Origin of the sequence: Fictibacillus sp. FJAT-27399, from assembly GCF_001510655.1 — a bacterium.
Classification (GTDB): Bacteria; Bacillota; Bacilli; order Bacillales; family Fictibacillaceae; genus Fictibacillus_C; species Fictibacillus_C marinisediminis.
The window spans coordinates 13,801-39,055 of the sequence record NZ_LMVC01000006.1; the positions used below are offsets into that span (position 1 = coordinate 13,801).

The window sequence follows — 25,255 nt, forward strand, 5'->3', positions numbered from 1 at the left end:
TAAAAAGATTGCTCTCTTGTGAGAAAGCAGTCTTTTTTTAGGCAGAGATATGAGTAAGTTTATCGGGATTCATGACCGAGTAGATGTTTTGAATTCTATTATTCTCAATATGAAGGGACATGACAGCATAGACACGCCCGCCAACCGTTAAAATCATTCCAGGTTCGCTGTTTACCGTAGTAAAGGTATAGCTGACGTCTTTTGGAAGCTTTGGCAAAATGCCTTGGTAAAAGCGTGAAATGCGGTCTGCTCCAAGGATCGGGAAGATAGCGGCTTTTATTTTTCCGCCTCCGTCTGTGGCCAGGGTAGCGTCAACTGACAACAGGCTGAGCAATGTATCGGTATCTCCGGAAGTGAGTGCACGAAAGAACTGTTCTGTGAGTGACGCTCCTTTTTTCGTTATTTTCTTTTCTTCAGAAGGACTTCCGATGCTTTTCTTCGCACGATGAAAGATCTGCCGGCAATTCGTGCTGCTTTTGCCAACCATTTCAGCAATATCCTCATAACTGTATTGTAAGACTTCCTTAAGGAGAAACACCGCTCGCTCTGTTTCCGACAACTGCTGAAGCAGAAGCAAGTAAGCCATGGATACTGATTCTTTCATGAACATTTGATGGGCCGGATCTTCACTTTGGGTGTTCTCTGTAAGCAGCGGCTCGGGCAGCCAATCTCCAACATACTGTTCTCTTTTCTTTCGAGCAGACTTCAGCCGGTCGATACAGCGGTTGGTTACCATTTTGCATAGATAGGCTTTTATATTCTGAATGTGCTCGGCCTCTGTTCCATTTAATGCGATAAATGTATCCTGGATGATGTCCTCGGCGTCCTGTACACTGCCCAGCATTCGGTACGCCAAGGAAAAAAGAAGTGGACGGTGCGTGGTATAAAGCATTTCTGTATCGATTGGACTCACGTTATGCCTCCTTTTGAATTCCGCGGTTCAAAGATTCCTGAACAATGGCTGATGCGGCTCTTTTCGCACTTGCGAATGCCGCATCTACGAGCATTTCGTCATGGCCAGATCCATCTCCTGCAATATAAAATCCAGGAATTTCCGGGACGGATGGACCATAGGAAAGGTGATGGTTCATCGCACAGGAATCTTGCATCACGGCAATGTGCGGAAGGAATTGATAGGCTTTCAGTTCCTTTCGCCAGCCGGGCTGCAGCATCTCTAATACATGTTCCAGCTCCTGTTTACATTCTATTGCATTATTCTCCTGTTCTGTCCCCAAATATTTAATGAGCTGACAGACCACTGAACCGTCTTCACTTAAACGGGCAGCTCTAGAATGATTGGAAAATAAAATGTGTTGATCTACTCCAATCGCAAACTGCTGGTTCGGATTCGGAAGAGTGTGCAGCGAGACATCAAGACAAGCAGCAAACACCGGTTTTGCCCTTTCCCTCCAGGCGGAAAGAGACGTATTTTCAGCTCCCTCTATCAGTCTGAACGTTTGCTCCGGGCTTGCAGTAGATAGTACAGAATGCGCATTAATCGTTTCCCCATTAGACAATGAGAGGGTAAAAGAATCGTTCTTTAGGACAGAAGAGACGGATTGATGAGTGAGGATTGTTACGCCAGCTTTCACCGCTATCTCTTTTAATTCTTCAATAATGGTTTGCCAGCCGCCATCTACATAAATGACGCCGTTCATGCCTCTCAAAACCTGTTGTATTACAGCACCAGCTCTTTGTTCATCCGGGCCAACGCAATACGTTGATGTTCGGCATAACGCGTAAAAAACGTGTCTGACCATGGGATCTTTAATTTCAGCTTCTGCCCATTGTCTCAAACTCATATCTCCCAATGTTTTAGCATCGATTTTTTTCAGTTTGACCAAAAGCTTTCCTAATTCCATTTTCCCTGGCCAAGAAAGAAGCCTGGTGGAAAGCAGAGAGCTTAAACTGCTCGGAAGCATATATAAAGATTGATTCCAAATGGCACTGCCTTTCGTTTCCGGCACACTTCCTGGTGGTCTAATCCCAAGCTCGTTTAGTATCGCTTCCGCCTCACCACCTTTATAGAGAGCATGCCCGCCAAGGTTAAGATAGGCTCCATTTTTTTGGGTTGTTTGCGCCCGGCCGCCCAGTTGTTTTCCTTTTTCAATGACCACAGTTGAAATTCCGTCTTTGGCTAAATAAACAGCAGCTGTTAACCCTGCAATTCCTCCGCCAATGATCGCTGTTTCAAATGTTCTCATAAGATCACCACTTTCTCTTTTACAAACAAGACGAGAAAAGGCCATCATCTGTGACAAAAAGAAGAGAAAATTTTTTGACAAAGGGTAAACTAACAAAAATGAAGCAAGGGAGTGGAATACATGCGAATGAACGGGAACATTATCTCTGGTGAATTTGATGAGGGAATGAACGAGTTTTCGCTTCAGCAAGTGAAGCATCTTACAACACAATCTACACTGTCAGTCAGCCAGTTAAATAAACTTTACGGTTATCTGCAGAAACATCAGAGTGATTTGGATGGCCAGGTGATCACTCTTTATGATGCAATGCCGATCAGACTGAGCCAGGAGGAAATTGGTCTGCTTCTGCAGGACTTAGGGAACATTCAATCTCTATATCAGCAGTAAGCAACTTTTTTGGAAGAGATAAAATAAATCGGTTTAGGAGTGGAAAAACTGAAATGGCACTTGCTGTTATGACGGCAATCTACTATGTGTTTTTATTGATCATAGGGGCAAGGCCAAACCATTTCTTTAAAAGCTTTTTTCCTGACGGGGCAACCAGAACCACGAATTCAATCGAATTACCTTCAGTAGACGAATACATATAAAAGGTTACAGAAAATGGCGAACGAGTGGTTGTACCTAAAAATGCTATTCCAAATATGGGTTACTTTGCTTATTGTTTAGATAACCAGGGAATCCTGTTTGGAATATCCGAAGTGAATGCTAATGCATATGTGAGTTCTTAATAAAAATGGACTCCCAAATTAATCGACGCCTTTTTACGGTTTTTTTCTAATTGAACTAAAAGGAAGGTTAATTGGAGAAGAAGAAAACCCTGAAGGTATTTATTGTGGCTACTCTTATCCACGGAGCATATCGGTGATCTTTGGTGTCATATACATTTAGAGAAATGGAGGAATGTGTATGCCCAAAAAGGTTCTTCTTTTTACGGATTTGGGAATAGACGATGCTTTTGCTCTCATATATGCTTTCTTCCGCAAAGAAGAAGTGCAAATATTAGGTATCGTAGCTGACTATGGTAATGTATCCAGAGTTGATGTTATTAGGAATATTAATTATATAAAGTTCATTATGGGACAAGAAAAGGTACCTGTATTTCTTGGTGCTTCTGTCCCTTTAACGGGTATTTCGGTACAGTATTTTCCTGAAGTACACGGAAAAGTTGGATTAGGACCAATCATTCCCCCCGAGATTCCTTATCCTGTATTCCCTTTTAATGATATCTATCAGATCATTGATGCTAATATTGAGGATCTATCAATCATCAACCTTGGAAGACTTTCTTCATTAGCAACCGCATTTGTACTTAATTTAGAAAAGATGAGAAACGTTAAGGAATATATCTGCATGGGAGGAGCCTTCTTTGTTCCTGGAAATGTAACGGCCGTAGCTGAAGCCAATTTTTACTTAGATCCTTATGCAGCGAACCTTGTCTTGCAACATGCAAAAAATTTGACGCTTATCCCATTAAACGTCACTCAGTATGCACTTGTTACTCCCGAAATGGTTCAAACCATCCACAGATTTCACCAAAACACAAAGGACCCCGCAGGACTCATCATTAAACCGATGCTGGACTACTACTACAATTTTTACTCTAAATCTAATCCAGGCATAAAAGGAAGTCCGATGCATGATTTTATGACCATTTGGTATCTGTTAAATCCTAATTTTGTTAGCCTTACAAAAATTCCTATAAAAGTAATACCAGATCGGGGGGAGGGATTTGGTCAAAGCATTGCGGACCTGCGTTTTACAACAAACCCAGAGTATAAAATACATAGTGTGGCTGTTCAATTTAATTATGAGGCCTTTAAAAAAAGCATTATGGATACTCTTTTAATATGGAGGTAGAAGGTTTTCTCTAACTAACTTTTGAACTCCAATCCATTCACCTATGTTAAGGGGAATAAGTTAATAAAAGAGCGTAGCTATCGTCTGAGTCTCACAATTTGTGCGTGATGGGATTATTAAGAGAAGATTTTCAACTGGCAGCTTTTCTAAAGCACAGGTTCGTTGAACAAGAAAACGCGGTATTTATGTCTGATACAGTCTGATGGCATAGGGCATGAAAAAGGAAAGTATGGTTCCATTGAAGAAGGCGGTTAAAATCGTTCCGATGCCGATGGGTCCGTGGAGAAGAAAGGCGAGTAAGAGAATTACAACACTGATGACCAGCCGGGAGACAGCGATCGTCCAGCCGGCCTGTTTTTGAAGGATGAGCATGAGCCGGTCGAGAGGAATGGGTGCAAATTCAGCTTGTAGATAGAGGGATGTTCCGATACCAATGAACACCATACCCAAAGCGAGCAGTGAGAATTGAGAGAAGTACGTTACTGGTTTCAGCCAACCTTCGAGAGTGAAGAGCCAGAAATCGATTCCAGCACCAGTAATTGAGGCAGTTATTAAAGCCAAGTATTCAGGCCGGGTCCGGCTAGCAGCTGCATTTAAGAAGATCATCAACAGGGCAATAATAATCTCCCACGAGCCTACCGTGAGGCCGATGGTTCTAAACGATCCTACGAGAAGCGCGTCATATGGAGAAGTGCCGGAGTTTGAAAGAATGGTTAAGGAAATGCCAAGCGTTAGAACAATGATTCCTAAAGAAAAGAATGATGATTTTCTGAAAGTCATGGAGTAGCCCCTTTAACAAATTAAAACCTTGGAAAAGATTATCCAAGGTTTTTCTTCATTATGATATGCGGGATGCCATCTTCGATAAATACACCGGATGCGGATTTATAACCCAATTTTTCGTAAAAGGGCTCTGCTTGGGTCTGGCCGTGCAGTTTGGCAGCCGTTAGCCCCTTTTCTCTCGCACATTCCTCAAGCGTGCTGATGATGATTTTACCAACACCGAACTTGCGATGGCTGGGAAGGACGCAGATCCGTTCAAATTTTGCCATGCCATCAACAATCCGCCATCTGCCAGTACCGACGGGGTGATCTCCGTCCATTACAAGAATATGCTCAGCCGCATCCTCGTGCTGATCAAATTCATCCTCAAGAGGAACGCCTTGTTCTTCGACGAACACCTTTTTCCGAATCTTAATGGCATCTTCTCGTTCTTCATCTGTTTTTACGTGTTTAGCTTCCATTCTTTCCTCATCCTTTCTACTTCCATACTAAAGAAAAATGGCAGGCTAGATTGGAAATTTCAGCTCCACCTCTGTTCCTTTTCCTTCCTCACTATGAATGCTAATGTTTCCATTATGATGTTTCATAATATTTTTCGCGATGGAAAGCCCTAATCCTGTACCTCCAGTTTCTCGGCTTCGGGCTTTATCGGCCCTGTAAAAACGTTCGAAAATATGTTCTAAATCAGAAGAGGGAATACCTGTCCCATAATCTTGAATAGTAAGCAAAACATAGTTATCTTTTTTCATCATCTTTAGATCAATCGTAGACATACTGTATTTTAGCGCATTATCCAGAACGATAATAAGTACCTGTTTCACGGCAGCTTCATCTGCGAGAATGAAAAGGGTCTGCTGATCGTGTTGGAACGTGATGTCTCTTTGGTATACCTCTTTCATCTGCTCTAAAACCTGGTAACAGGCTGCAACTAGATCTATGGGCTTAAGGTGGACATTCTTTTCTATTTCGGAGGTGGCCAAGGCAAGAAAGGACTGTGTCATGTTTTGCATCCGGGTAGCCTCCGAATAGATAGTTTCCGCTGCTTCTTCCTTAGACAATCTGTGGTCCTTTACATCACTTCTCCTCAAAAAGTTGGCATAGCTTTTAATGACTGTAAGCGGTGTTCTTAGCTCATGGGATGCATCTGAAATAAACTGCTTTTGCTTTTCAAGATTCTCCTGCAGCCTTATAATCATACGGTTAAAGGTGGTTGCCATTTTTTGAAGCTCGTCCTTCTTTTCGGTATTGATAACAAGCTGCTGCGGGACACCGCTTTGCTCAATGTTTTCCATTGTCTTGATCATAGAAGAGATGGGTTTCATAATTACATTGGACAGCCATCTCCCGCCAAGCAATGATAAAAGGACGGCGATGACAGTACAGAACGTTAGGATGGATAATAATATATCCTTGCGCATTTCAAGCCCAAGGAGTCTTTCCCCGATTTCAATCGTACCTGTGACCTTGCCTTGACTGGTAATTGGCACACGAACAATTAAGATTTGTTCTTCGCCTTGTTCTTCATGTATGATATGCAGATTTGATTCTGTCTTCTTAGAAAAATGCGGCTTGAATTTATTGAGATGTTTATCATTTCTTACTTGGTTAATAACCTTTGATTCGGCATCAATGATACGAATGAAAGAGTGATTGGTTAAATAGGAAGTAAGGATTTCATCAGAGTAAACATGACCTGGCTTCTTATTCAGTACTTGAATAATGGAGTGAGCTTTCTGATGGACAGCTTCCTCTTCCATATTTACGGTAATCTTCATAAAGGAAAAAAAGACAACTCCATTTATGAGTAAAAGAATAGCAAGCAGCCAAGCTGTAGTATACAGGTTAATCTTCGTGGTAATCTTCATTTTATTTCTCCCTGGCGATATAGCCTACGCCCCTTACCGTATGGATGAGCGGTTCGTCAAATCCGCTTTCTATTTTCTTTCGCAAATAACGCATATATACATCAAGAACGTTTGTATCCCCTTCATATTCATATCCCCACACATTGATGATAATGGACTCCCGTGTCACGATCTGATTTTTGTTGGTCAACAAGTAAAATAGTAAATCGTATTCTTTTGGCGTCAATGAAATGGATTTTCCGGTTCTCATGACCTCCCGTGTAGCAGGATTTAGGGTTAAATCTTTCAAAGTCAACAGCGTTTCCTCATCAATATTATTTTCAATTTTCAGCAATGGACGAGTGCGGATACAAGCACGGATCCTCGCCATCAATTCCTCACTTTCATAAGGTTTGGTAATATAATCATTCGCCCCTTGATCCAATCCCAATACTTTATCAAGTGTTAAATCCCTGGCTGTTAAAAGAATCACAGGAACATTTGAATCGGCGTTCCTGATTTTCCTCAACACTTCCATCCCGTTTAAACCGGGGAGCAGGATATCCAGCAGAATTAAATCTATTTTTTCCTGTAATGCTGCAGCAAGGCCGGATTTTCCGTTATGTTCAACGAGAACATCGTAGCCTTCAAGCTCTAATTCAATTTTCAGCATCTTCGCGATCTGTACTTCATCTTCTATGACTAAAATGCGCTCTTTCATATCTGCCTCCAAATATGGCATTTTCCTATACTGTATCCAATGTAGCATGAAAAAAGTAAAAATTTATCATTCTCATGGATTTTTAAGAGTACTCTCAGAGAAATTTAAGGTTGTCTCTATATAGTAGGACTGCAGAGGCCAACCATGCTTTCACAAAAGACAGATAGAAATATTAATAGGGAGGAAAGAGAATGAAGAAATTGGTGGAAGCATCAATGCAAAGAGCCATTTTAATGATCGTGTGTGCGGTTATAATTTTGGCGTGGGGGGGGATTTCCGCCTACCAAATGCAACGGGATTATCTTCCTGGAATTAATAATACAACACTGACAGTCAGCATGAGGGTACCTGGATATCAAGCTGAACAGGTAAAACAGGACATTACTGATAATTTGGAAAGTGCGGTAAGAACAACAGATGGCTTAACTGACGTGGAGACTAATTCATATGATGGCGGACTCTTTATGAGTCTATACTTTCCAATGGATTATGACATGAAACAAGCTGAAACTGATGTGAACAAAGCACTCGCTAATGCCGATCTGCCGCAAACGATCACGTCGACACCGACTGTAACGAGATTAACCACAAGTTCGTTTCCAATCCTATCTTATAGTTTAACTAGTGCAAACCTTAATGAACAAACCTTAAGATCCACTGCACAGCAAGAGATCGTCAAGCAGCTGAAAACAGTGCCTGGAGTATCTGATGTGACAGTCTTTGGCGGGGCAAAGGACGGCTATGTGCTGACGATCCGCATGAAAGATCTTATCAAAAACGGATTAACCCTGGATGATATCAATAACTCTTTTGCGAAGTCCGTTCCATCCCTGCCAAAGGGGACGGTTGTTAATAACCTTTTATCCATTCCGGTTAGTTTTGATGGAGTTTCATTAACAGAAGATCAGATGAAAAATACAACTATTAAGAATTCAGAAGGAAAACTGATTCCTTTGTCTGCAGTGGGTACCATAACCCATTCATTAAACGATGTAAAAACAGTATCAAGGACCAATGGTAAACCAAGTGTTCAATTAAATGTGATAAAAACTCCTTCTGCAAACATTACAGAGGTTGCGAAACTGGTTAAAGATCGAATCCAGCATCTTCATCTGGATACCGTCAATCCAAAAGATGTACATTTCCAAGTGCTGCTTGACCGTGAGAAGGAATTAAACAGCTCTCTTCATGGATTGATACGGGAAGGATTGCTCGGTTGTTTATTCTCCATGATCTGTGTGTTCTTCTTTTTCAGAAACGTAAGATCCACCTTGCTTATCGCCATATCATTGCCTATTTCCTTGCTGGCAACGACAATTTTCCTGAAATCGATGGGGATTACCCTTAACATTCTAACGGTTTCCGGATTGATTGTGGCGATGGGGCGGATCGTGGATGATTCCATCGTCATTTTGGATAACATGTACAGAAAAAAGGAGAATGCCCCAGACAAAGCCTTGCTGCCACTGCTTGCTTCTTCTGTAACTGAAATGATTCCGGCGATTTTAGGATCTACGCTTACGACGATTGCCGTCTATGTCCCAATTGCGCTGGTAGGCGGAGTGATCAGCGCTTCGTACAGCGGATTTGCATGGTCTGTCGTTATCGCCTTGATTACGTCGTTCTTTGTTGCGATGCTCGTCATTCCTGCTTTGGCGTTCATGGGCTGGAAGGGAGGCCCTTCATCGAAAAAGGCAGTTACCATAGAGCCTGTTATGAAACCTGTCTTGGAAGCGGCGTTCAAACATAAAAAGATTATGGTGTTTGCTTCACTTCTCGTTTTTTTATTCGCTGCCATTTATGCTGCGTTTTTGCCGGTGAGCTTTTTACCAAGTGCAAAAGTAGGTCAAATTGCAGTTAAAGCAGAATTGCCAAAGGGCAGTACCATTAAGGAAGTGGATACAGAAGTTCAAAAGATTGAACATGCCCTAAAAAATGATTCGGACATAAAAGCTTATTCAGCCAGCTTTGGTTCCACGATGACACCTCAGAGCGATGATGTATTCGACCAAGGCGGCGGTTTTATTCAGAACCCGAATGTTGCCAATCTTTCTGTTGTTCTAAAAAACAACAAAGATGTGAATAGCGTCATAAAACAATTGCGCTCACAGCTGCCTCACCTCTCGAAACAAGTAGTCTATACCGTTACGAGCCAGAGCATTTCAGGCGATGATTCACAAATGAAAATAATGTTTAGCGGTGCCGATCAAGCAGTACTGGATAAAACCGCTCAAGAAGCACGCCAAAGATTGGCTCACATCCCAGGATTAAGTGTGGATGGCAAAGTAGATTTAACGAACGGTATGCCTAAGTATAAGATAACCTTGAACTCATCTGTGATTAAGGCAAAGGGCATCAACATGGCGGATGTACTGAGCATAGTGAGACGTTATACGGCTCCAACGAAGGATGCTACCATCAATGTGAATCATAAATCGCTGCCAGTAGATATGTTCTTGGAACAGATTTCTTCTGGAGAACATTCGAAAGTAACATTGGAAGCAACACCAGGTGATGTTTTGGGATCATTAGGTAACGAAACAGTGAAAGACAAAGAAGGCAAGGATGTGCAGTTTGCACAGTTTGCAAAAATCTCAAAAGATATATCCCCTGCTACGATCAGTGAGAGGGACGGACAGCCGTTCTCAGTCGTAACTGCCCAGATTACTTCCAATGATATTAGCGGAGTTTCAGGAACGGTCGGCCAAACGCTAACAAATATGAAACTTCCGCATGGTGTGTCTTATTCCATGGGAGGCATAACAGAGCAGGTCAAACAGATGATTTTTGATATGGTTATCGCAGTTGTCTTCTCCATCTTGCTTGTACTGCTTATTACATCTTCCATGTTTAAAGGATGGAGAGCACCACTCTCTGTACTTCTAAGTATTCCTCTGGCATTAAGCGGAGTTGTAATTGCTCTCGGTCTGTTTGGAGGAGAATGGAACTTGGCTTCATTAGTCGGAGTGTTGATGCTTACTGGAATTGTAGTAACGAATGGGATTGTATTGATCGATAAGGTGGAAAGAAACCGCAGAGAGGGAATGGATGTAAGGACTGCAGTTTTACAGGGAAGCTTATCGAGGGTACGTCCAATATTGATGACCGCTGCGGCTACCATCTTAACACTATTGCCATTGGCTTTTTCACACAGTTCAGATACAGTTATCTCACAAACTTTGGGAATCGTAGTAATCGGCGGGTTAATTACATCCACCCTCAACAGTTTTATCATTATTCCTATTATTTACGAATGGCTTCATCGAAAGTCCGTTCGTCAGGAATTACCAATAACCAAACACAGAGCAAACCTATAATTAAAGATTGCTAGAGAAAGAGGCTGCAGGTGCAGCCTCTTTTTTTATGGATTGGATGACAGTCTCTTTCATAGAAACCATGTTAAAATATGGTGGGTACGTTAAATATTGTACGGGGTGGATCAGGAGAGGGGTTAAACAATAGAATGTGGAAGAACCGAAACTTTTTATTACTCATGTTTGGTGTTGCGGTTTCGAGTACTGGTCTATGGGTCGGGATCATCGGCAACCTGGAATTTTTGCAAAAGAACGTGGAGTCATCCTTTTTACAAGCATTGCTTCTATTATCGGGGTTTTTGGTCGGAGTATTCCTGGCTCCAATGGCCGGGAGGATTATTGATCGGGGAGATAAGAAAAAAATACTCATCTATGCGGGTCTTGCGCGGTGTTTTGCGATCGTTTTCATGTACCTAGCCATTGCCAACGATAATGTCTGGTGGATGCTGATCTACACGTTTATCATCGGAATTGCAGGGACGTTTTCCAATCCGGCCATGCAGACACTTATTCCGTTAATCGTGAAAAAAGAAAATCTGCTTCAGGCAAACGGTGTATACATGAACATTTTTACCGGTGCAAGAATTGCTGGGACAGCACTTGGAGGGGCGATGCTCGTCGGCATGTCGTTAACGGCGATGTACACGGTGACACTCGTATCCTATATTATTTTACTTTTCTTAACGTTTTATATTGCAGTAGAGCAAAAGCCCAGAGAAAAGTCAGCAGACAGTAAAAAAGAAAGCTTCTTCAGTACGTTAAAAGAACTTTATCCTATCGTGAAAAATCAATCTAAGGTTGTCTACGGTATCTTTCTTCTTATACCGCCGTATTTGTTTCTTTCCGGCTTTAACTTGATGGTCATCGAGATCAGCCAGATTCAGCACAATCCCGGAATCAAAGGAATTCTCTATACAACAGAGGGGCTATGTGTGTTCCTTGGCACCTTTTTAGCAAGAAGGTTCTTTCGTGAACGTCCGCGATTGCCGTATTTGTTTGCAATCACATTTCTCATCGCGACCGCTCATACATCACTATTTTTAGCCAATCATCCCGTGATGTCTGTCGTTTCGTTCGGCTTGTTTGGTCTGTCAGCGGGCATGCTTTTTCCGGTGACAACGACCATCTTCCAAACCGATATTCCTTCTGATTATCATGGACGGTTCTTCTCCATCAAAGGCATGACAGACAACATTATCTTTCAAATTCTCATGCTGTTAACCGGGTTATTCCTGGATACCATTGGTTTTAAAAAAATGGTCATCGGCTTTGGTATCAGCTCATTTGTCATAGCTTCCATTATTCTGCTGCAGTATCGGTCAAAAATGAATCAGAATAAAAGAAAGCCTGTAGCTATGGTGAAATAAATACTTGTCATCATTTGCCCCAATAAATGGTATAAATGTATAGTAAGTAGGGGGAGGCGAGGATGAGTAAGTATGAGCGCAGCTTCTATATTGGAATAGCCTGTTCTACATCTATGACATCTCTGCTCATTGGGAAAAAGGAGACGCAAGCTACGCGCTGGCCATTGAGGTGAAATAGCTTGAAGACCAGAGAAAAATTTCTCATGGATCAGGAGGAATGTGCATTTTAACAGAGAAGTTTAATAGGGCAGTGATGGTTTTAAACCATTCCAGCCTTTTTCTTCATCATTTGCGAATTCGTTTCATAGGGTAGAGCAGAGAGATGGTATAAAAAAGGGGAGGTTATGCCTGGTGGCTTGGTTATTGCTGCTGTTGATTGCAGCTGCCGTTATGATTGGATTTTTTGTAAACTCCAGCAAAGCAACGAGGACCATACTCCAAGAGGATGACCCGGTTAAACTTCTAGAATCAGAGAATGCGAAAAATAATAGTTCATACAATGGAGGACCGATGTAATATCGGTTCTTTTTTTAGGAAAGGCAGGTGCATATGCAGATCTTATTGATTCGGCATGGTGAATCAGAAGATGACTTTTTAGATGAAGACTACACTGGCTCAACTGATTTGCCGCTGACAAGCAGAGGGGTTGAACAGGTGGAAAGGATGGCACAGCGAGTTTGTGCTGAACTTCCGCCCGATCTGATTTGGAGCAGTACCCTGATCAGGGCCAGACAGGCAGCTGATCTTCTATCCAAGACGACTGGCTGTTCAGTAACCTACATAGATGACCTTAAAGAAAAACAGGAAGATGAAAGTAAAACAGACTTCAGGATGAGAGGAGAAAAGATCTTATCCTCAATTAGGGAACTTGGCAAAAATGGCAGCAGAGTTGCGGTTGTTTCTCATGGAGGCATGATCACCCAGATTATTGAAGGCTTCCTGGAGCTGCCTCTCGTCAACACCGTTTGGTTTCACTCTGACAATACAGGCATTCATCTGCTTGAATACACTCGCAATGGCCAGCTCATCCGATTCACAAATTGTACTGCTCACTTAAAAAATAATGAGCAGTTGAGTGAATAATATATTGCATCTTAATGTCACATATAGTAAAATAAATAAGAACATTTGTTCGTGAAAATTCAAAATAAAAAAACGAGGTGTCTAGTATGATCGTAGGGCTGTATCCTTATTTAGTAACGAATGGAAATGGACAAGAAGCTGTTAAGTTTTATGAAAAGGCATTGAATGCAAAGGTTTTATCGGTACAAACTTTTGGCGACCAGCCGGAGAATCCGGAATATCCTGTTCCAGCAGAAGCTAAAGACCGTGTAATGAATGCCCATTTAAAAGTGGGAGATCATGACTTGATGCTTTCTGATACATTCCCCGGGATGCCCTATGAAACTGGAGACCAAGTAACAGTAGCAATCACGATTGACAGTGTTGAAACATCAAAAGAAGTTTTTGAAAAATTAAAAGAAGGCGGCCAAGTAATCATGGAGCTGCAAGAAACCTTCTGGAGCCCATCTTATGGCCAGCTGAAAGATAAATTCGGTGTAACGTGGCAAATTTCAACATTAGGAAAATAAGTTAACTCATCCAAAAAAGCTGCTGCGGCAGCTTTTTTTTTTTGAAACTGTCCGATTCTGGCATTATTGGAGAACGGCTTACCCGTTGAACATTTGGCTTTGCTTCTGCATCACGCTGGTGTGTCAGAAGAGGTAATGGCTGAATTAGCTAAACTTCAACAACGCCGTGTTGGTTAGGGAATATACTTTAAATAAAAGGTAAAAACAGTTGTTAATCATTCATTGATTACAACTGTTTTTTGTAGATCATTATACCCGCCATAAGGACGATCTCCAATATGCTAAAAAGATAAGAACATTTGCCAGTGCAGCAATCCAAAAGACGGTACCAGGATGCGAAAACTTCGCGATCCAGCCGGCGGCAACAATGGCAAACGGCATACCGAGCTTGAAGATGGATCCGGTAAGGCCGCCGATCCGGCCGATGAGGTGCTGTGGTGTCGTCTCCTGCCTGAACGTCCAGATACAGACGGAGGATACCGTTCCAAACAATCCTTCAAAAAACAAACCTGTTGCAAGCAGTACAGGGGTATGAGCAAAAAATAAGATTAAGTACCCCAAACCTGAGCCAAATGTCGTCAAACCAAGCAGTTTGCCGAGCTTCACTTTCCTCCTCAAAATACTGACCATACTGCTGCCTGTCAAGCCGCCCACCCCTGCAAAGGAAAGGGTTAATCCAAGCTCTGATGTGCTCAGCCTCAATTCATCCTTGGCAAAAAAGACAATCATCGTGTCGACCATACCAGAGGTAGAATTGATAAAAACAACAAGGATAGTAATGAGCCAAAGCGGCCGGTTTTCGCGGAGAGCCATCCACCCTTCTTTTAAATCCTCAAGAAAGTGCTGCTTTTTTCGAACAACCACTTCCTTATGATCAAGCTTCAACAAGAATAAAAAGGTGACGAAAAAGGCAACAGATGTAAGCAGAAGTCCATCATGAAGACTCGACAGCATCAAGATAAACCCGGTAATCGCTGGCCCCATAATACCGATCAGTGTTGTTACAAACGAAAACGAGGCATTGGCCGGTGTGAGCAGCTCGTTCGGAAGCACTTGTTTGACCATACTGTAGCGGGCATTAAAGAACGCGTAGCTGCATGTCATGAGCAGGAAACCACATACATAAAAGAGCGGTAAAGAATGATACCCCATCTGCAGGGCCAGGAACAATCCGAATAAAACGACACTCTGGATGCCGATCGTCCAAAGTGACCAATGTTTCTTTTTCACCCGGTCGACGAGCACTCCGATGAACATGGCCAGCAGCAGATTTGGCAAAAATTCGATGGCCCTCATGTTCGACATAGCCACTGATGAATGGGTGAAATCATATAAAATGAGGGGAAGAGCAAGCTCATAGATCTTCCCTCCGACCGAAAAGATGAGTCCTGTAATAAACAACAGCATAAAATTCTTATTTTTCCATAACACTGGCTTTTCTGCAGCCCGCATCTGAACGACCTTTTCTATCTCCATCAGAAACGCTCCCTTCTATTACCAGTGTATCTTCCTTAAATATGAAAAAAAGTGTAAATTAAAATCAAAACCTTTCATCTTTTATCAAAAAGGAGAGTGACCGGATGCAGCTGCAGGAGCATTACCTCACTTTAAGACAACATTACAGAGATACAGGGATCCATCTGCCGCTTTCGGTCACACTGGAGGAGATCAGTTCGGTACTTTTTTGCTCCAAGCGAAATGCAAACTTTCTCCTGAACAAGATGGTGGATCAGGAGTGGGTGAGCTGGTCGCCAGGCAGGGGGCGGGGGAATCGTTCGTCTCTTGCTTTTTTAATAGAGCAGAATTCCTTTCTGATGGAGCTGGCAAAAGAGAAGGTAGTGAAGGGTGACTTAAGTCAGGCTCAGCAACTTTTACATAACTATGAACTGGATGCAGCGTATCAGCAGGAATTCAATGTGTGGGTACAGCAGCAGTTAGGCTATCATCTGGAACAGAAGGAGAACATCGCGATTGACGTGCTGCGGTTCCCGTTCTATAGGGAGATCAAAGACATTGATCCGGCGTATGTGAATCGGCGGACAGAAGCACATTTGATTCAGCAGATTTTTGATACCCTGCTTGTCTATAACGGTACTTCAGGTAAACTCGAACCACACCTTTGTCATCATTGGCGCAGTGATGAGTCACTGATGGTCTGGACGTTCTTCCTGCGGAAAGGAATTCTGTTTCATCACGGGAAGCTGCTAACAGCTGAAGACGTTAAATACACCATCGAGCGAATTCACGATCCTATTAACGGTTCCCCACATCGATGGATGATGGAGAAGATTCAATCTATCACGGTTGTTCACGATTATGAACTAAGAATTGAACTGTCCGAGCCGAATGGCCTTTTTGATTATTATTTTAGTACGGAACGGCTTTCCATCATGCCTCGTGATTTTGAATTGTTGTCTAACTATAAACGAGAGCCTGTTGGGAGTGGTCCATTTATGGTGGAGAGCAATGACGAGTCACAGCTTCAGCTTACTGCACATACGCACTACTTTAAGGAACGGCCTTTTTTAGACCGGATTGAAATTTGGGTATGGCCAGATTATGACGGGGAGAAGATGTTGTTCGTTCCTCCAGGTGAGATGAAATATGTGCCGCATCCTATAGTCGCTAGTGAAATGGAAGCGCACTACAAGGCACTCGATCATATTGAAAAAGGAGCGACCTACCTGATGTTCAACCTGAAAAAAGGAGGGCCGCAGTCTTCGTTTCTTTTCCGTAGAGCGATCGAGCAAGCTGTTGATTCCCAAGACTTGATTGAAAAACTGGGTGGGAAGAGGATGCTGCCGGCAGCAGGTTTTCTCCCAGCACGTTCACTAGAATCGCAGAGAACACATTCAAAGTCTGAAGCGAAACGCCTCCTTATTGATACCGAATACAAAGGTGAACCTTTAAAGCTATATACCTATGAAATGAGAACCAACGAATTAAACGCAGAGTGGGTAAAAGAGCAGCTTGCCAGTGTGGGAGTGGAGATAGAGATTGTGGTTGTACCCATCGAGGAATTGAAAAAAGCAGAAGTGATGCAGGAGGCCGATCTGATCTTATCAGGGGAAGTCCTTGCCGATCCCGTGGAACTGTCACTGCTCGATATGTATGAAGTCGGCAATTCCTTTATCAGCTCTTTGATGGATGAGGATCTTCGTGAAGAAAAGGACCAGCTGATTCAGCAAGTATTTAAAGCTGAAACGCCGGAGAATCGATTGCTGTATTTTGAGAAAATTGAAGAGCTGTTAAAACAGCGGAGTGCTCTTATCTTTCTTTACCATACACAGCAGAGCATTCTTCATCATCAGTCACTGCAAGGTGTGACGCTTAACACGCTTGGATGGGCTGACTACAAGGATTTGTGGATTGAGCGTGTCTCCCTATAGAACCTTTAATTCTTTCGAGCATAACGTACCAATAGAGCATCGTTTGTCATTTTATTTGGCTGTTTTCGTAACCTTTGTTGCTTTTAGGAGTGGTTGATTTCCGCTTCAGGAGTCTCGCACCTTGCACTCCGATAACTTAGCAATGAAGGTTCTTTACAAAAATGTTCCCAAAGCAACAATCTTTTAGAAAAGAGCCTTTTATTTTCATGGATTACGAAGGAAATGAGGAAATGAAAATGCTTGAAATCCTGGCCGTTATTGGTGCAATTATTGGGTTCGCTATCCTATTTTGGGTACGTGCACAGCTGAAAAATCCAAGGGTCTTTCGGAAAATGGTTCGTCAAGATAACGGGATGCTCCTCTTCTTGATGTATTTGGCCATCGGGGCTGTTGGATTAATGATAGCGGGAGTAAGCATTTCCTGTTTATATGAAGTGGGCGGCAGACCTATTTCTTGATAAGAGAAGCAAGAACTGCTAAACATGAAAAAGCCTGTTTATCGAAACTGGGATAAACGGGCTTTTTCGTGCTTCAAAAAATGAAACCTGTATATTTTACTTAATTTTGTTTGCAAAGTGTAGATCCGGGTACTTAACCACAGTAGAAAGACCATTTATAAAGGAGGAATTCATGATGGGCAAGCATGTCATTGGTGTATATGAATCTGAGGAAGCGGCCGTAAGTGCTGTACAGCAATTGCAATTGAGAGGATATGACACAGATGAGATCTCCGTAGTAACAAATCATGATCATTATACGGATACCGTGGAAACGATAACCGGTGCAACGGTTGATAATGTAAATGAAAAACCTCATAAAGAGTCTTTCTTGGACAAACTAAAAGCTGCATTTATGGATGATGAGTACACGAACAGCAAGAATAGCCTGGGAGAAAGATTATCGGATTATGGAATACCCGACCGGGAAGCTGCATCCTATGCTTCAGACGTGGAATCAGGCAAAATTCTGTTGATGGTCGATTCAGACCGTGATCTTGCAACGGATGAATCAGATGCCTTAAATCCTGCGAATGCTGGGATTGATTATGGGACATTTAGGATAGCTACGGATGTGGAAGTTACCAGAGATGGATACACTGCAGGGAACACTACTGACAATAACCATCATGACAGTGACTTGCGAAGAGATGCTGATGTAATGGATGACAATGAGCGTCCTCTCCGGGCAAACTCGGATCTTACAGATGGTACAGACCGAGACTTATACCCAGATGAAGATGGATTGAATGAAGGAGACCGCGACTTTAGAGACCGGACAAGACGAACACCAAGAAACTCGGACGAAGATAAATTGTTTTAAGTAAAGAGTAAGGGGCTGTCCAAGAAGTCTGTAAGCTGTTGATTTCCGTTCCAGGCTGCTCGCTTTCCGCGGGGCGTGCGGTGAGCCTTACCGGCGTGAACGCCTACTTTTTGGTGCAAGCACCGGCGGAAGTCTCACCTGTCACGCTAGTCCCGCAGGACAAGGAAGGCTCCGGCAGCTTTTTATCGCACGAAGAAAATGTGAAGTTCATTTTCGAGGAGTCTCGCANAAGTCTCACCTGTCACGCTAGTCCCGCAGGACAAGGAAGGCTCCGGCAGCTTTTTATCGCACGAAGAAAATGTGAAGTTCATTTTCGAGGAGTCTCGCATCTTCCACTTCAATTAACTTTTCATTGAAGATTTTTCAAGCCAAAAAGGGGCTGCCTGAAGGTCAATTTTTGACTTTCTGGACAGCCCCTTTGTTGTGCCTTAGTCACGCTCGACTTTAAATCTGGAGACATATTCTTTTGTGTCTTTCGGCTTAATGTCGTCAAACCCCGTTAAAGTTCTTGGGAGCTGCTTCAAATTCGGCGCATTTGTCACCCAGGAATACGGTTCAACAGCAAGCAGGTTTTCATTACCGCTGGCTGTGAATAAAACCCATTGGGTAAAATCATCAGAAAGGGAGTAGGAAATTTTGATGCCTTGTTCGGGACGTTCGATGGCTGCCGTTTTATTTTCGGTCATTAAGAAAACATCATCTATTGCCACGCCAGACAAGGAAGTTCCACCTGAAAACTCTTTCCTGTTTGCGATATTTTCAAGCTCCCCTGTAGGAAGATGCCGTTCGTTCAGCAGCCATTTTTCTGAAACATCAAGAAATAATTTGGCTTCACTGGGAAATTGAAAGGTGGTATGGTAGCCAATTCCGCAGGGCATAGGGGATTCGCCGTTATTTGTGATTTCAGTGGTATGTATCACTTCGTTTCCCGCGATCTCAATCGTCATCGTGATTGTAAAATCATGAGGGAATTGATTGAGGATGTCTGGATGTTCAGCCGATCGGAGCTGTGTTTTCATTCTTGGAATGCTGTGATCGATCTCAAGAACGCTCCATTCCTTATCATGAACAAACCCATGGATATGAACATTCTCTTTCGGCCGATTCATCTCCAATTCGTATTTCCGGCCATTATACTCAAACACAGCATCTTCTATGCGGTTAGGCGGGAACAATACAGGTGTCCCGAACACCATCTTTCGCGTTTCGTATTCAGTTCTGTTTTTGGGCGTTCTCAATATTTCAGTATTTGTGCTTTTATCAAGAATAGAAATCAAATTGCTCCCTTGAGAAGGGAGGACAATGGCCTTTATCTCTTCGTTTTCAATGGCATACGCCGTTTCATCCAGGAATTGAATCCTTTTCACACTCATTTAAAAACCTCCATCAAGTTCAGTGTCGAATAATAGTATTCCCTTACGCTGTTCAATGCAAGCCTTTTGATTTATTGAAAAAAATAAGGACTGATCTGATTAGTTTTTGGAAGGATTTTCATTGTGAAGCACTGGTGACTTATATTGAAACAGTAGATTCACACACTGTTACATTCAGGAAATTGAAAACAAAAAGAAACAATTTGTATTTAGAGGGTATCTCCTTAAACTTGTCGAAGTAAATCGCATGGAATAAAGGCATTTTTATGGATTCTAATAATAAACAAAAAAGGAGGTAGTTATTATGGTTTCAGTTCTGCAAATGCCAAGAACCATACTCTACGGAGAGGATTCATTTAAGAAAGTCGGAGAAGTAGCGTCTAAACTCGGAAACAACGCACTCATCATTAGCGACCGAATGATGGAAAAGCAGCTGTACGTTGAAGAATGCCAGCATTATTTAAAAGAAGCAGGAGTATCCTCAGCCACGTATTTAGATATTAATTCTGAGCCGAAAGATACGTTTGTTTATGAAGCTTTGGACAAGCTTAACGCCGAGTCCTGCAACGTCATTATTGGCTTGGGTGGAGGAAGCTGTATTGATACCGCAAAGGCGGTTGCCGTTCTTGGTACAAATGGAGGATCCATCAGCGATTATATGAATAGCCGGAAGATTGCACAGAAGTCAGCCGTTCCATTAATCGCTATTCCTACAACTGCTGGGACCGGGTCTGAAGCAACTGATGCAACAATCATAACCGATACCGCCCATGATATTAAAATGATGATTAAACAGCCCGCCTTCATGCCGGAAGCAGCGATTGTTGATCCGGTCCTTTCTATTACTTCACCTAAACATATAACTGCTGCAACCGGAATTGATGCCCTTACTCACGCGATTGAGGCGTATCTTTCAAGGCGTGCTCATCCTTTTACCGATTTTCTAGCGTTAACTGCCATTGGGGAAATTATGGAAAGTATACGAGATGCCTATCATGAGCCTCAAAATATAGAAGCAAAGAAAAAAATGTCCCTTGCAGCCCTGCAGGCAGGAATGGCATTTTCAAATTCTTCGGTCTGCTTAGTTCATGGAATGTCCCGGCCGATCGGTGCACTGTTTCATGTGCCGCATGGCATTTCGAATGCGATGCTTCTTCCTGCTGTTTTGGAGTATAGTCTGGAAGATTGCTATGAGAGGCTAGCAGACATCGGGGATTTAATTCTCAAAGAAATGAAAGGGCTTACAAAGCGGGAAACAGCGCAAAAAGTGGTGGAAGAGATGAAAGCCCTCTGCCTCGAGCTTGGTATTCCTAACTTGAAAGGATGGGGAATTCAGGAGGAGCAATTTTTGAAAAGTCTAGAAAAGATGGCCAGAGACGCGATCGCCAGCGGTAGTCCCGGCAATAATCCGAGGGTGCCGGATGATAGTGAATTAATGGAACTGTACAAATTATGCTATGATTACCAGTTTACCAATTCTCAAACCATTAAATCGTAGAAACGGGGGAAATCACAATGAGTATGATAGGACTGTTTCTGGCACTTGCCCTATTAATTTATTTAACCATGCGAGGGGTCAATATTATTATTGCAGCCATTATTAGCTCAGTAGTTGTTGCACTGACAGGTGGAATCAACCTTGAGACAGCCTTGACCAAGTATTATATGGACGGCTTTACAGGCTATTTTGCCACCTGGTTTTTAATCTTTCTGCTAGGGGCGATTTTTGGTAAAGTCATGCAGGACACGAAAGCTGCTGATTCCATTGCAGACTGGATCAGCCGTACAGCCGGGCCAAAGCGAGCGGTTTTTGCGGTTGTTGCAGCGTGTGCCATTATGACTTTTGGCGGCGTTAGTTTGTTTGTTGTTGGTTTTTCGGTTTATCCCATAGCTGTTTCTTTATTCAGAAAAGCCAACCTTCCTCATCGATTCATTCCTGCAGCCCTTGTATTCGGATCCATTTCGTTTTCAATGACTTCCCCGGGTTCACCAGAAATACAAAACATCATTCCTACTACCTTCTTTAAAACACAGCCAACTGCTGGAGGATTAATAGGCATCCTGATTGGAATCTTTATTTTAATCGCAGGCAGTCTTTATATAGGGCGTGAAGTACGAAAAGCCGTAAACAATGGGGAAACCTTTTCATTGCCCGAATCCCATCCGTTATTTCGTCCGAAAAAAGGTGAAGCCACTGAATTAGCAGCAGCGCTTGAAGAAGTAACAGCCATTGAAACAGAATCACCATTTAAAAAGGAATTACCGAACATCGTCACCTCTCTTATACCGTTAATTGGGGTTATCGGTATTTTAAATATTATGGCTCAGTTTACTTCTTCTACGAGTGCAGCTCTCATCTCGCTTGGAACCGGTATTTTATTGACATGGGTGCTCAACCTGAAATTCGTTCCACAATATTGGGGATCTCTGGCCGCTGGTACACAAGATGCTCTTGTCGCGATTGCCAATACATGTGCCGTCGTAGGATTTGGAAGCGTGGCGGCGAAAGTTCCCGCGTTTGGAGTAGTTGTCGATTCATTAGTGAATATCCCAGGACCGCCTTTATTGGGCTTAGGAGTTGCGGTCACATTAATTTGCGGGCTGACAGGTTCAGCTTCTGGAGGATTGGGGATTGCCTTGCCAATTCTGGCCCCGATTTATATGGCTCAAGGTTTGGATCCGAATGCCATGCATCGAATCTCCACACTGGCATCGGGAGGATTAGATTCACTGCCGCATAACGGGTATATCGTGACAACGATCCGCGCGATATGTGGAGAGACTCATAAACGTACGTATAAACCGGTCTTTGTGTTAAGTGTTGCCCTGCCGTTAGTCGGCATGTTCTTGGCGATTATCCTGTATTCTATTTTTTAAAAGCGGCCAAATCAACTTCAAGTGCTTCAAAGGAAAGGAGAGAGTTAGTTGGAACGATCTAATTTCCCTAGTTTTTTACTGAATCACATCGAGAAAACCCCAGATAAAGTGTACTTGCAATTTGAAAAGGAGAAATTTACTTACGAGCAGTTGCATGAAAAAATCGGCCGTCTTGTTTCAGGGCTAAAGGAACTTGATATTCAAAACGGAGACCATGTTTGTGTCATGTTAAATAACTGCCCTGAATATTTGGATGTATGGTTTAGCTTGTCCTTTTTGGGAGCCGTATCTGTTCCGTTAAACGTACACTTAATAGGAAAAGGGTTAACCTACATTTTATCTCACTCTGAATGCAAGGCTATTATCCTTCATCATGAATTCCTTCCCAAAATTCTTCCGAGCATCTCTGAATTGAACCGGCAAGTGAAACTCATTATTGTTAATGACAGTGACACAGATTCCGAAAAAACGGAATTAGAGCCTCATATCGACTTCAACCCCGTTTTTTCCTATCAACAGCTTCTGCAGACTGCTCAGCCTGTTGATATAGATCCATCCGTTTTTCCAGACGCCATTCAAAGCATTCTTTACACCTCAGGAACAACCGGCTTGCCAAAAGGAGTGATGCTCAGCCATGCCTCTTATGTGAAATCCGGACAAGCCTTTGCCGAACATATGATACAAGCCACTTCAAACGATATTTTATTTACATCTTTACCGCTGTTTCACATTAATGCCCAAGCGCATACTGTCATGGGAGCCATTGCACAAAACGCCACAATCGCTCTTGGTAAAAGGTTCAGCGCCTCACGTTTTTGGGATGAGATCCGTGATCACCGGGCAACCATATTTAATTCACTCGGTTCCATGATCCCCATCCTTTGCAAACAGCCGGAAAGACCGAATGACCGTAATAACCCGGCAAGGCGAACGGCCTGTGCTGCTACTCCAAAAGAGTTTTGGAAGGTATTTGAAGAGCGGTTTGGTGTCCAAATTATTGAAGGCTATGGACTAACGGAAACTACCGGCTTTTGCATATCCAACACCTTGACGGCCAACCGTCCACCTTCTATGGGGAAGCCTTTTTCATCGGTTAAAGTGAAGATTGCAGATGAACAAGATAATGAGGTACCGGTTAGAGAACTGGGTGAAATTTTAATTCATCCGATGGAAAAAGAAGTGCTGATGAAGGGATATTTCAAAAATCCGGAGAAAACAGACGAAGCTTTAAAAGGCGGCTGGTTCCATACTGGAGACCGCGGTTATCAAGATGAAGAAGGCTATCTTTATTTTTCAGACCGAACCAAACAATGCATTAGAAGGCGGGGGGAAAATATCTCCTCATGGGAAATAGAAAAAGCGGTGAATGACCATCCAAAAGTATTGGAAACGGCTGCAGTAGGCGTTCCGTCGGAAATAGGAGAAGAGGATGTAAAGCTGTATGTCATTCTCCATAAGGAGCAAAGTCTTACTCCTGAAGAAATTATTGATTGGTGCAGTGATCGGATGGCGTATTTTATGGTGCCCCGGTACGTTGAATTCATCCATTCATTTCCAAAAACAGCAACTGAGAGGATTCAGAAATTCAAGTTAAAAGCGCTTGGTATTGGGGATGCATGGGACAGGGAACAAGCCAATTATAGGCTAAAGGTAAATGGAAGGTGAGGTTGAAAGCAAATGGAGCGGACAAAAGCAATCGCATGTCATAAAGAAGCAGGAATAGCGATCTTAATGATTGATAACCCACCGTTAAATGTACTGGACCGCCATGTGGTTTCTGAGTTATCTGCATGGGCAGAAGAACTGGAAGACGATAAAAGCATAGTCGCTGTGATTATTACAGGAAAAGGTGACAAAGCGTTCATGGCTGGAGCGGATATTAAAGAGTTTCCTGAATGGATGGGGAAAGGAGAGGAGCTCCCAGAGCAGAAATCCAGGGAATTGCAAAGAGCCTTTCATCAAATCCATGAATTAAACAAACCTACCATAGCTGCCTTAAATGGAGTGGCATTAGGCGGAGGGTGTGAACTTGCGCTTGCTTGTGATTTGCGGATTGCGGAAGAACATGTAATGATTGGACTGCCTGAGATCAAGCTTGGACTTTTTCCAGGAGCGGGGGGAACACAACGTCTGCCGAGGCTTATAGGTGAGACAAAGGCAAAGGAACTGATGTATACGGGCCAGCCGATAACGGCCCAAGAAGCAGAGAAAATAGGTCTCCTTAATTATGTAGTTGAAAAAGGAAAGTCGGTAGAAAAAGCAAAAGAAATTGCTATGAAACTAACGGAATTATCATTGCCGGTCCTATCTTATATTAAGAAATCGGTTCATGAGGGCTGTAATGGTTCACTGGAAGAAGGGCTTCACGTAGAGGCCAAATATTTCGGTGAGGTCTTTCAAACGCACGATGTAGTGGAAGGTGTTCAAGCATTTATACAGAAAAGAAAACCGGATTTTAAACATAAATAGCTCTATAGCCCCAAACATTTTTTTGAAGAAGCTTAAAACAAATAGCGTAAGCGGGGAGAAATCCCCGCTTTTTTTATTTGTCCATAAATTCTGCATTGCAAGCTGAAAGAATCTTTCTAATTTAGCATTAGTGTGTATGGGC

At 42.7% G+C, this 25,255-nt stretch carries 22 protein-coding genes and 1 pseudogene; 15 read left to right on the forward strand and 8 right to left on the reverse strand.

The window, feature by feature from the left end; all coding sequences use genetic code 11:
• Positions 1 to 37: 37 nt before the first annotated feature.
• Positions 38 to 904, reverse strand: a complete 867-nt coding sequence (locus AR335_RS20230; RefSeq protein ID WP_062239808.1) for an RNA polymerase sigma-70 factor — start codon at positions 902 to 904, stop codon at positions 38 to 40.
• A gap of 10 nt (positions 905 to 914) precedes the next feature.
• The gene (locus tag AR335_RS20235) at positions 915 to 2,204 is read right to left on the reverse strand and encodes a phytoene desaturase family protein (protein ID WP_062239361.1); all 1,290 of its coding nucleotides are present in this window, start codon (positions 2,202 to 2,204) and stop codon (positions 915 to 917) included.
• A 120-nt stretch (positions 2,205 to 2,324) separates the two neighbouring features.
• Here AR335_RS20235 and AR335_RS20240 point away from each other — a divergent pair, with 120 nt between their 5' ends.
• From AR335_RS20240 to AR335_RS20250, 3 genes and pseudogenes are all read left to right on the forward strand, one after another.
• A complete protein-coding gene (locus tag AR335_RS20240; RefSeq protein ID WP_062239365.1) occupies positions 2,325 to 2,591 on the forward strand; it encodes a hypothetical protein in 267 nt (88 codons plus the stop codon).
• A 140-nt stretch (positions 2,592 to 2,731) separates the two neighbouring features.
• Positions 2,732 to 2,935, forward strand: a pseudogene (locus AR335_RS20245) (VOC family protein); the annotation flags it as partial.
• Between the two features lie 178 nt (positions 2,936 to 3,113).
• Positions 3,114 to 4,064 (forward strand): nucleoside hydrolase, encoded by a 951-nt coding sequence (locus tag AR335_RS20250; RefSeq protein WP_062239369.1) that lies wholly within the window; start codon positions 3,114 to 3,116, stop codon positions 4,062 to 4,064.
• A gap of 183 nt (positions 4,065 to 4,247) precedes the next feature.
• Here AR335_RS20250 and AR335_RS20255 read toward each other — a convergent pair whose 3' ends face one another.
• Genes AR335_RS20255 through AR335_RS20270 form a run of 4 tightly spaced genes read right to left on the reverse strand, consistent with a single transcriptional unit; the run spans position 4,248 to position 7,412 of the window.
• Positions 4,248 to 4,844 (reverse strand): YczE/YyaS/YitT family protein, encoded by a 597-nt coding sequence (locus AR335_RS20255; protein WP_062239372.1) that lies wholly within the window; start codon positions 4,842 to 4,844, stop codon positions 4,248 to 4,250.
• Positions 4,845 to 4,882: 38 nt separating this feature from the next.
• Complete coding sequence (locus AR335_RS20260) at positions 4,883 to 5,308, reverse strand: GNAT family N-acetyltransferase (protein WP_062239375.1); 426 nt, start codon at positions 5,306 to 5,308, stop codon at positions 4,883 to 4,885.
• Positions 5,309 to 5,353: 45 nt separating this feature from the next.
• Positions 5,354 to 6,712 carry a HAMP domain-containing sensor histidine kinase gene (locus AR335_RS20265; protein ID WP_062239378.1) on the reverse strand — a complete coding sequence of 453 codons (1,359 nt, stop codon included), beginning with the start codon at positions 6,710 to 6,712 and terminating at the stop codon, positions 5,354 to 5,356.
• Position 6,713: 1 nt separating this feature from the next.
• Entirely contained in the window at positions 6,714 to 7,412 is a 699-nt protein-coding gene (locus AR335_RS20270; protein WP_053355148.1) for a response regulator transcription factor, read from the reverse strand.
• A 191-nt stretch (positions 7,413 to 7,603) separates the two neighbouring features.
• Here AR335_RS20270 and AR335_RS20275 point away from each other — a divergent pair, with 191 nt between their 5' ends.
• From AR335_RS20275 to AR335_RS20290, 5 genes are all read left to right on the forward strand, one after another.
• On the forward strand, positions 7,604 to 10,729 hold the full coding sequence (locus tag AR335_RS20275) for an efflux RND transporter permease subunit (RefSeq protein WP_062239381.1): 3,126 nt from the start codon (positions 7,604 to 7,606) through the stop codon (positions 10,727 to 10,729).
• A 146-nt stretch (positions 10,730 to 10,875) separates the two neighbouring features.
• On the forward strand, positions 10,876 to 12,093 hold the full coding sequence (locus AR335_RS20280; RefSeq protein ID WP_062239384.1) for an MFS transporter: 1,218 nt from the start codon (positions 10,876 to 10,878) through the stop codon (positions 12,091 to 12,093).
• Between the two features lie 351 nt (positions 12,094 to 12,444).
• Entirely contained in the window at positions 12,445 to 12,609 is a 165-nt protein-coding gene (locus AR335_RS24515) for a hypothetical protein (RefSeq protein ID WP_156316240.1), read from the forward strand.
• A gap of 33 nt (positions 12,610 to 12,642) precedes the next feature.
• Entirely contained in the window at positions 12,643 to 13,176 is a 534-nt protein-coding gene (locus AR335_RS20285) for a histidine phosphatase family protein (protein WP_062239387.1), read from the forward strand.
• Positions 13,177 to 13,262: 86 nt separating this feature from the next.
• Entirely contained in the window at positions 13,263 to 13,685 is a 423-nt protein-coding gene (locus tag AR335_RS20290) for a VOC family protein (protein WP_062239390.1), read from the forward strand.
• 249 nt (positions 13,686 to 13,934) lie between these two features.
• Here the strand turns inward: AR335_RS20290 and AR335_RS20295 are convergent, their stop codons facing one another.
• Complete coding sequence (locus AR335_RS20295; RefSeq protein ID WP_062239393.1) at positions 13,935 to 15,161, reverse strand: MFS transporter; 1,227 nt, start codon at positions 15,159 to 15,161, stop codon at positions 13,935 to 13,937.
• Between the two features lie 104 nt (positions 15,162 to 15,265).
• Between AR335_RS20295 and AR335_RS20300 the strand changes: the two genes are divergently transcribed.
• The 3 genes from AR335_RS20300 (at position 15,266) to AR335_RS20310 (ending at position 18,394) form a co-directional block, all read left to right on the forward strand.
• Complete coding sequence (locus tag AR335_RS20300; protein ID WP_062239396.1) at positions 15,266 to 17,074, forward strand: SgrR family transcriptional regulator; 1,809 nt, start codon at positions 15,266 to 15,268, stop codon at positions 17,072 to 17,074.
• 230 nt (positions 17,075 to 17,304) lie between these two features.
• Complete coding sequence (locus AR335_RS20305; RefSeq protein ID WP_156419117.1) at positions 17,305 to 17,532, forward strand: hypothetical protein; 228 nt, start codon at positions 17,305 to 17,307, stop codon at positions 17,530 to 17,532.
• Positions 17,533 to 17,704: 172 nt separating this feature from the next.
• Positions 17,705 to 18,394: a general stress protein gene (locus AR335_RS20310; RefSeq protein ID WP_082683633.1), complete on the forward strand. Its 690-nt coding sequence runs from the start codon at positions 17,705 to 17,707 to the stop codon at positions 18,392 to 18,394.
• 428 nt (positions 18,395 to 18,822) lie between these two features.
• Here AR335_RS20310 and AR335_RS20315 read toward each other — a convergent pair whose 3' ends face one another.
• Complete coding sequence (locus tag AR335_RS20315) at positions 18,823 to 19,767, reverse strand: aldose 1-epimerase (protein WP_062239406.1); 945 nt, start codon at positions 19,765 to 19,767, stop codon at positions 18,823 to 18,825.
• 304 nt (positions 19,768 to 20,071) lie between these two features.
• Between AR335_RS20315 and AR335_RS20320 the strand changes: the two genes are divergently transcribed.
• Genes AR335_RS20320 through AR335_RS20335 form a run of 4 tightly spaced genes read left to right on the forward strand, consistent with a single transcriptional unit; the run spans position 20,072 to position 25,113 of the window.
• Positions 20,072 to 21,265: an iron-containing alcohol dehydrogenase gene (locus AR335_RS20320; RefSeq protein ID WP_062239409.1), complete on the forward strand. Its 1,194-nt coding sequence runs from the start codon at positions 20,072 to 20,074 to the stop codon at positions 21,263 to 21,265.
• A 17-nt stretch (positions 21,266 to 21,282) separates the two neighbouring features.
• Positions 21,283 to 22,644 (forward strand): GntP family permease, encoded by a 1,362-nt coding sequence (locus AR335_RS20325; RefSeq protein WP_062239412.1) that lies wholly within the window; start codon positions 21,283 to 21,285, stop codon positions 22,642 to 22,644.
• A gap of 48 nt (positions 22,645 to 22,692) precedes the next feature.
• A complete protein-coding gene (locus AR335_RS20330; RefSeq protein ID WP_062239416.1) occupies positions 22,693 to 24,309 on the forward strand; it encodes an ATP-dependent acyl-CoA ligase in 1,617 nt (538 codons plus the stop codon).
• Positions 24,310 to 24,321: 12 nt separating this feature from the next.
• Positions 24,322 to 25,113: an enoyl-CoA hydratase gene (locus AR335_RS20335; RefSeq protein WP_062239419.1), complete on the forward strand. Its 792-nt coding sequence runs from the start codon at positions 24,322 to 24,324 to the stop codon at positions 25,111 to 25,113.
• Positions 25,114 to 25,255 lie beyond the last annotated feature (142 nt).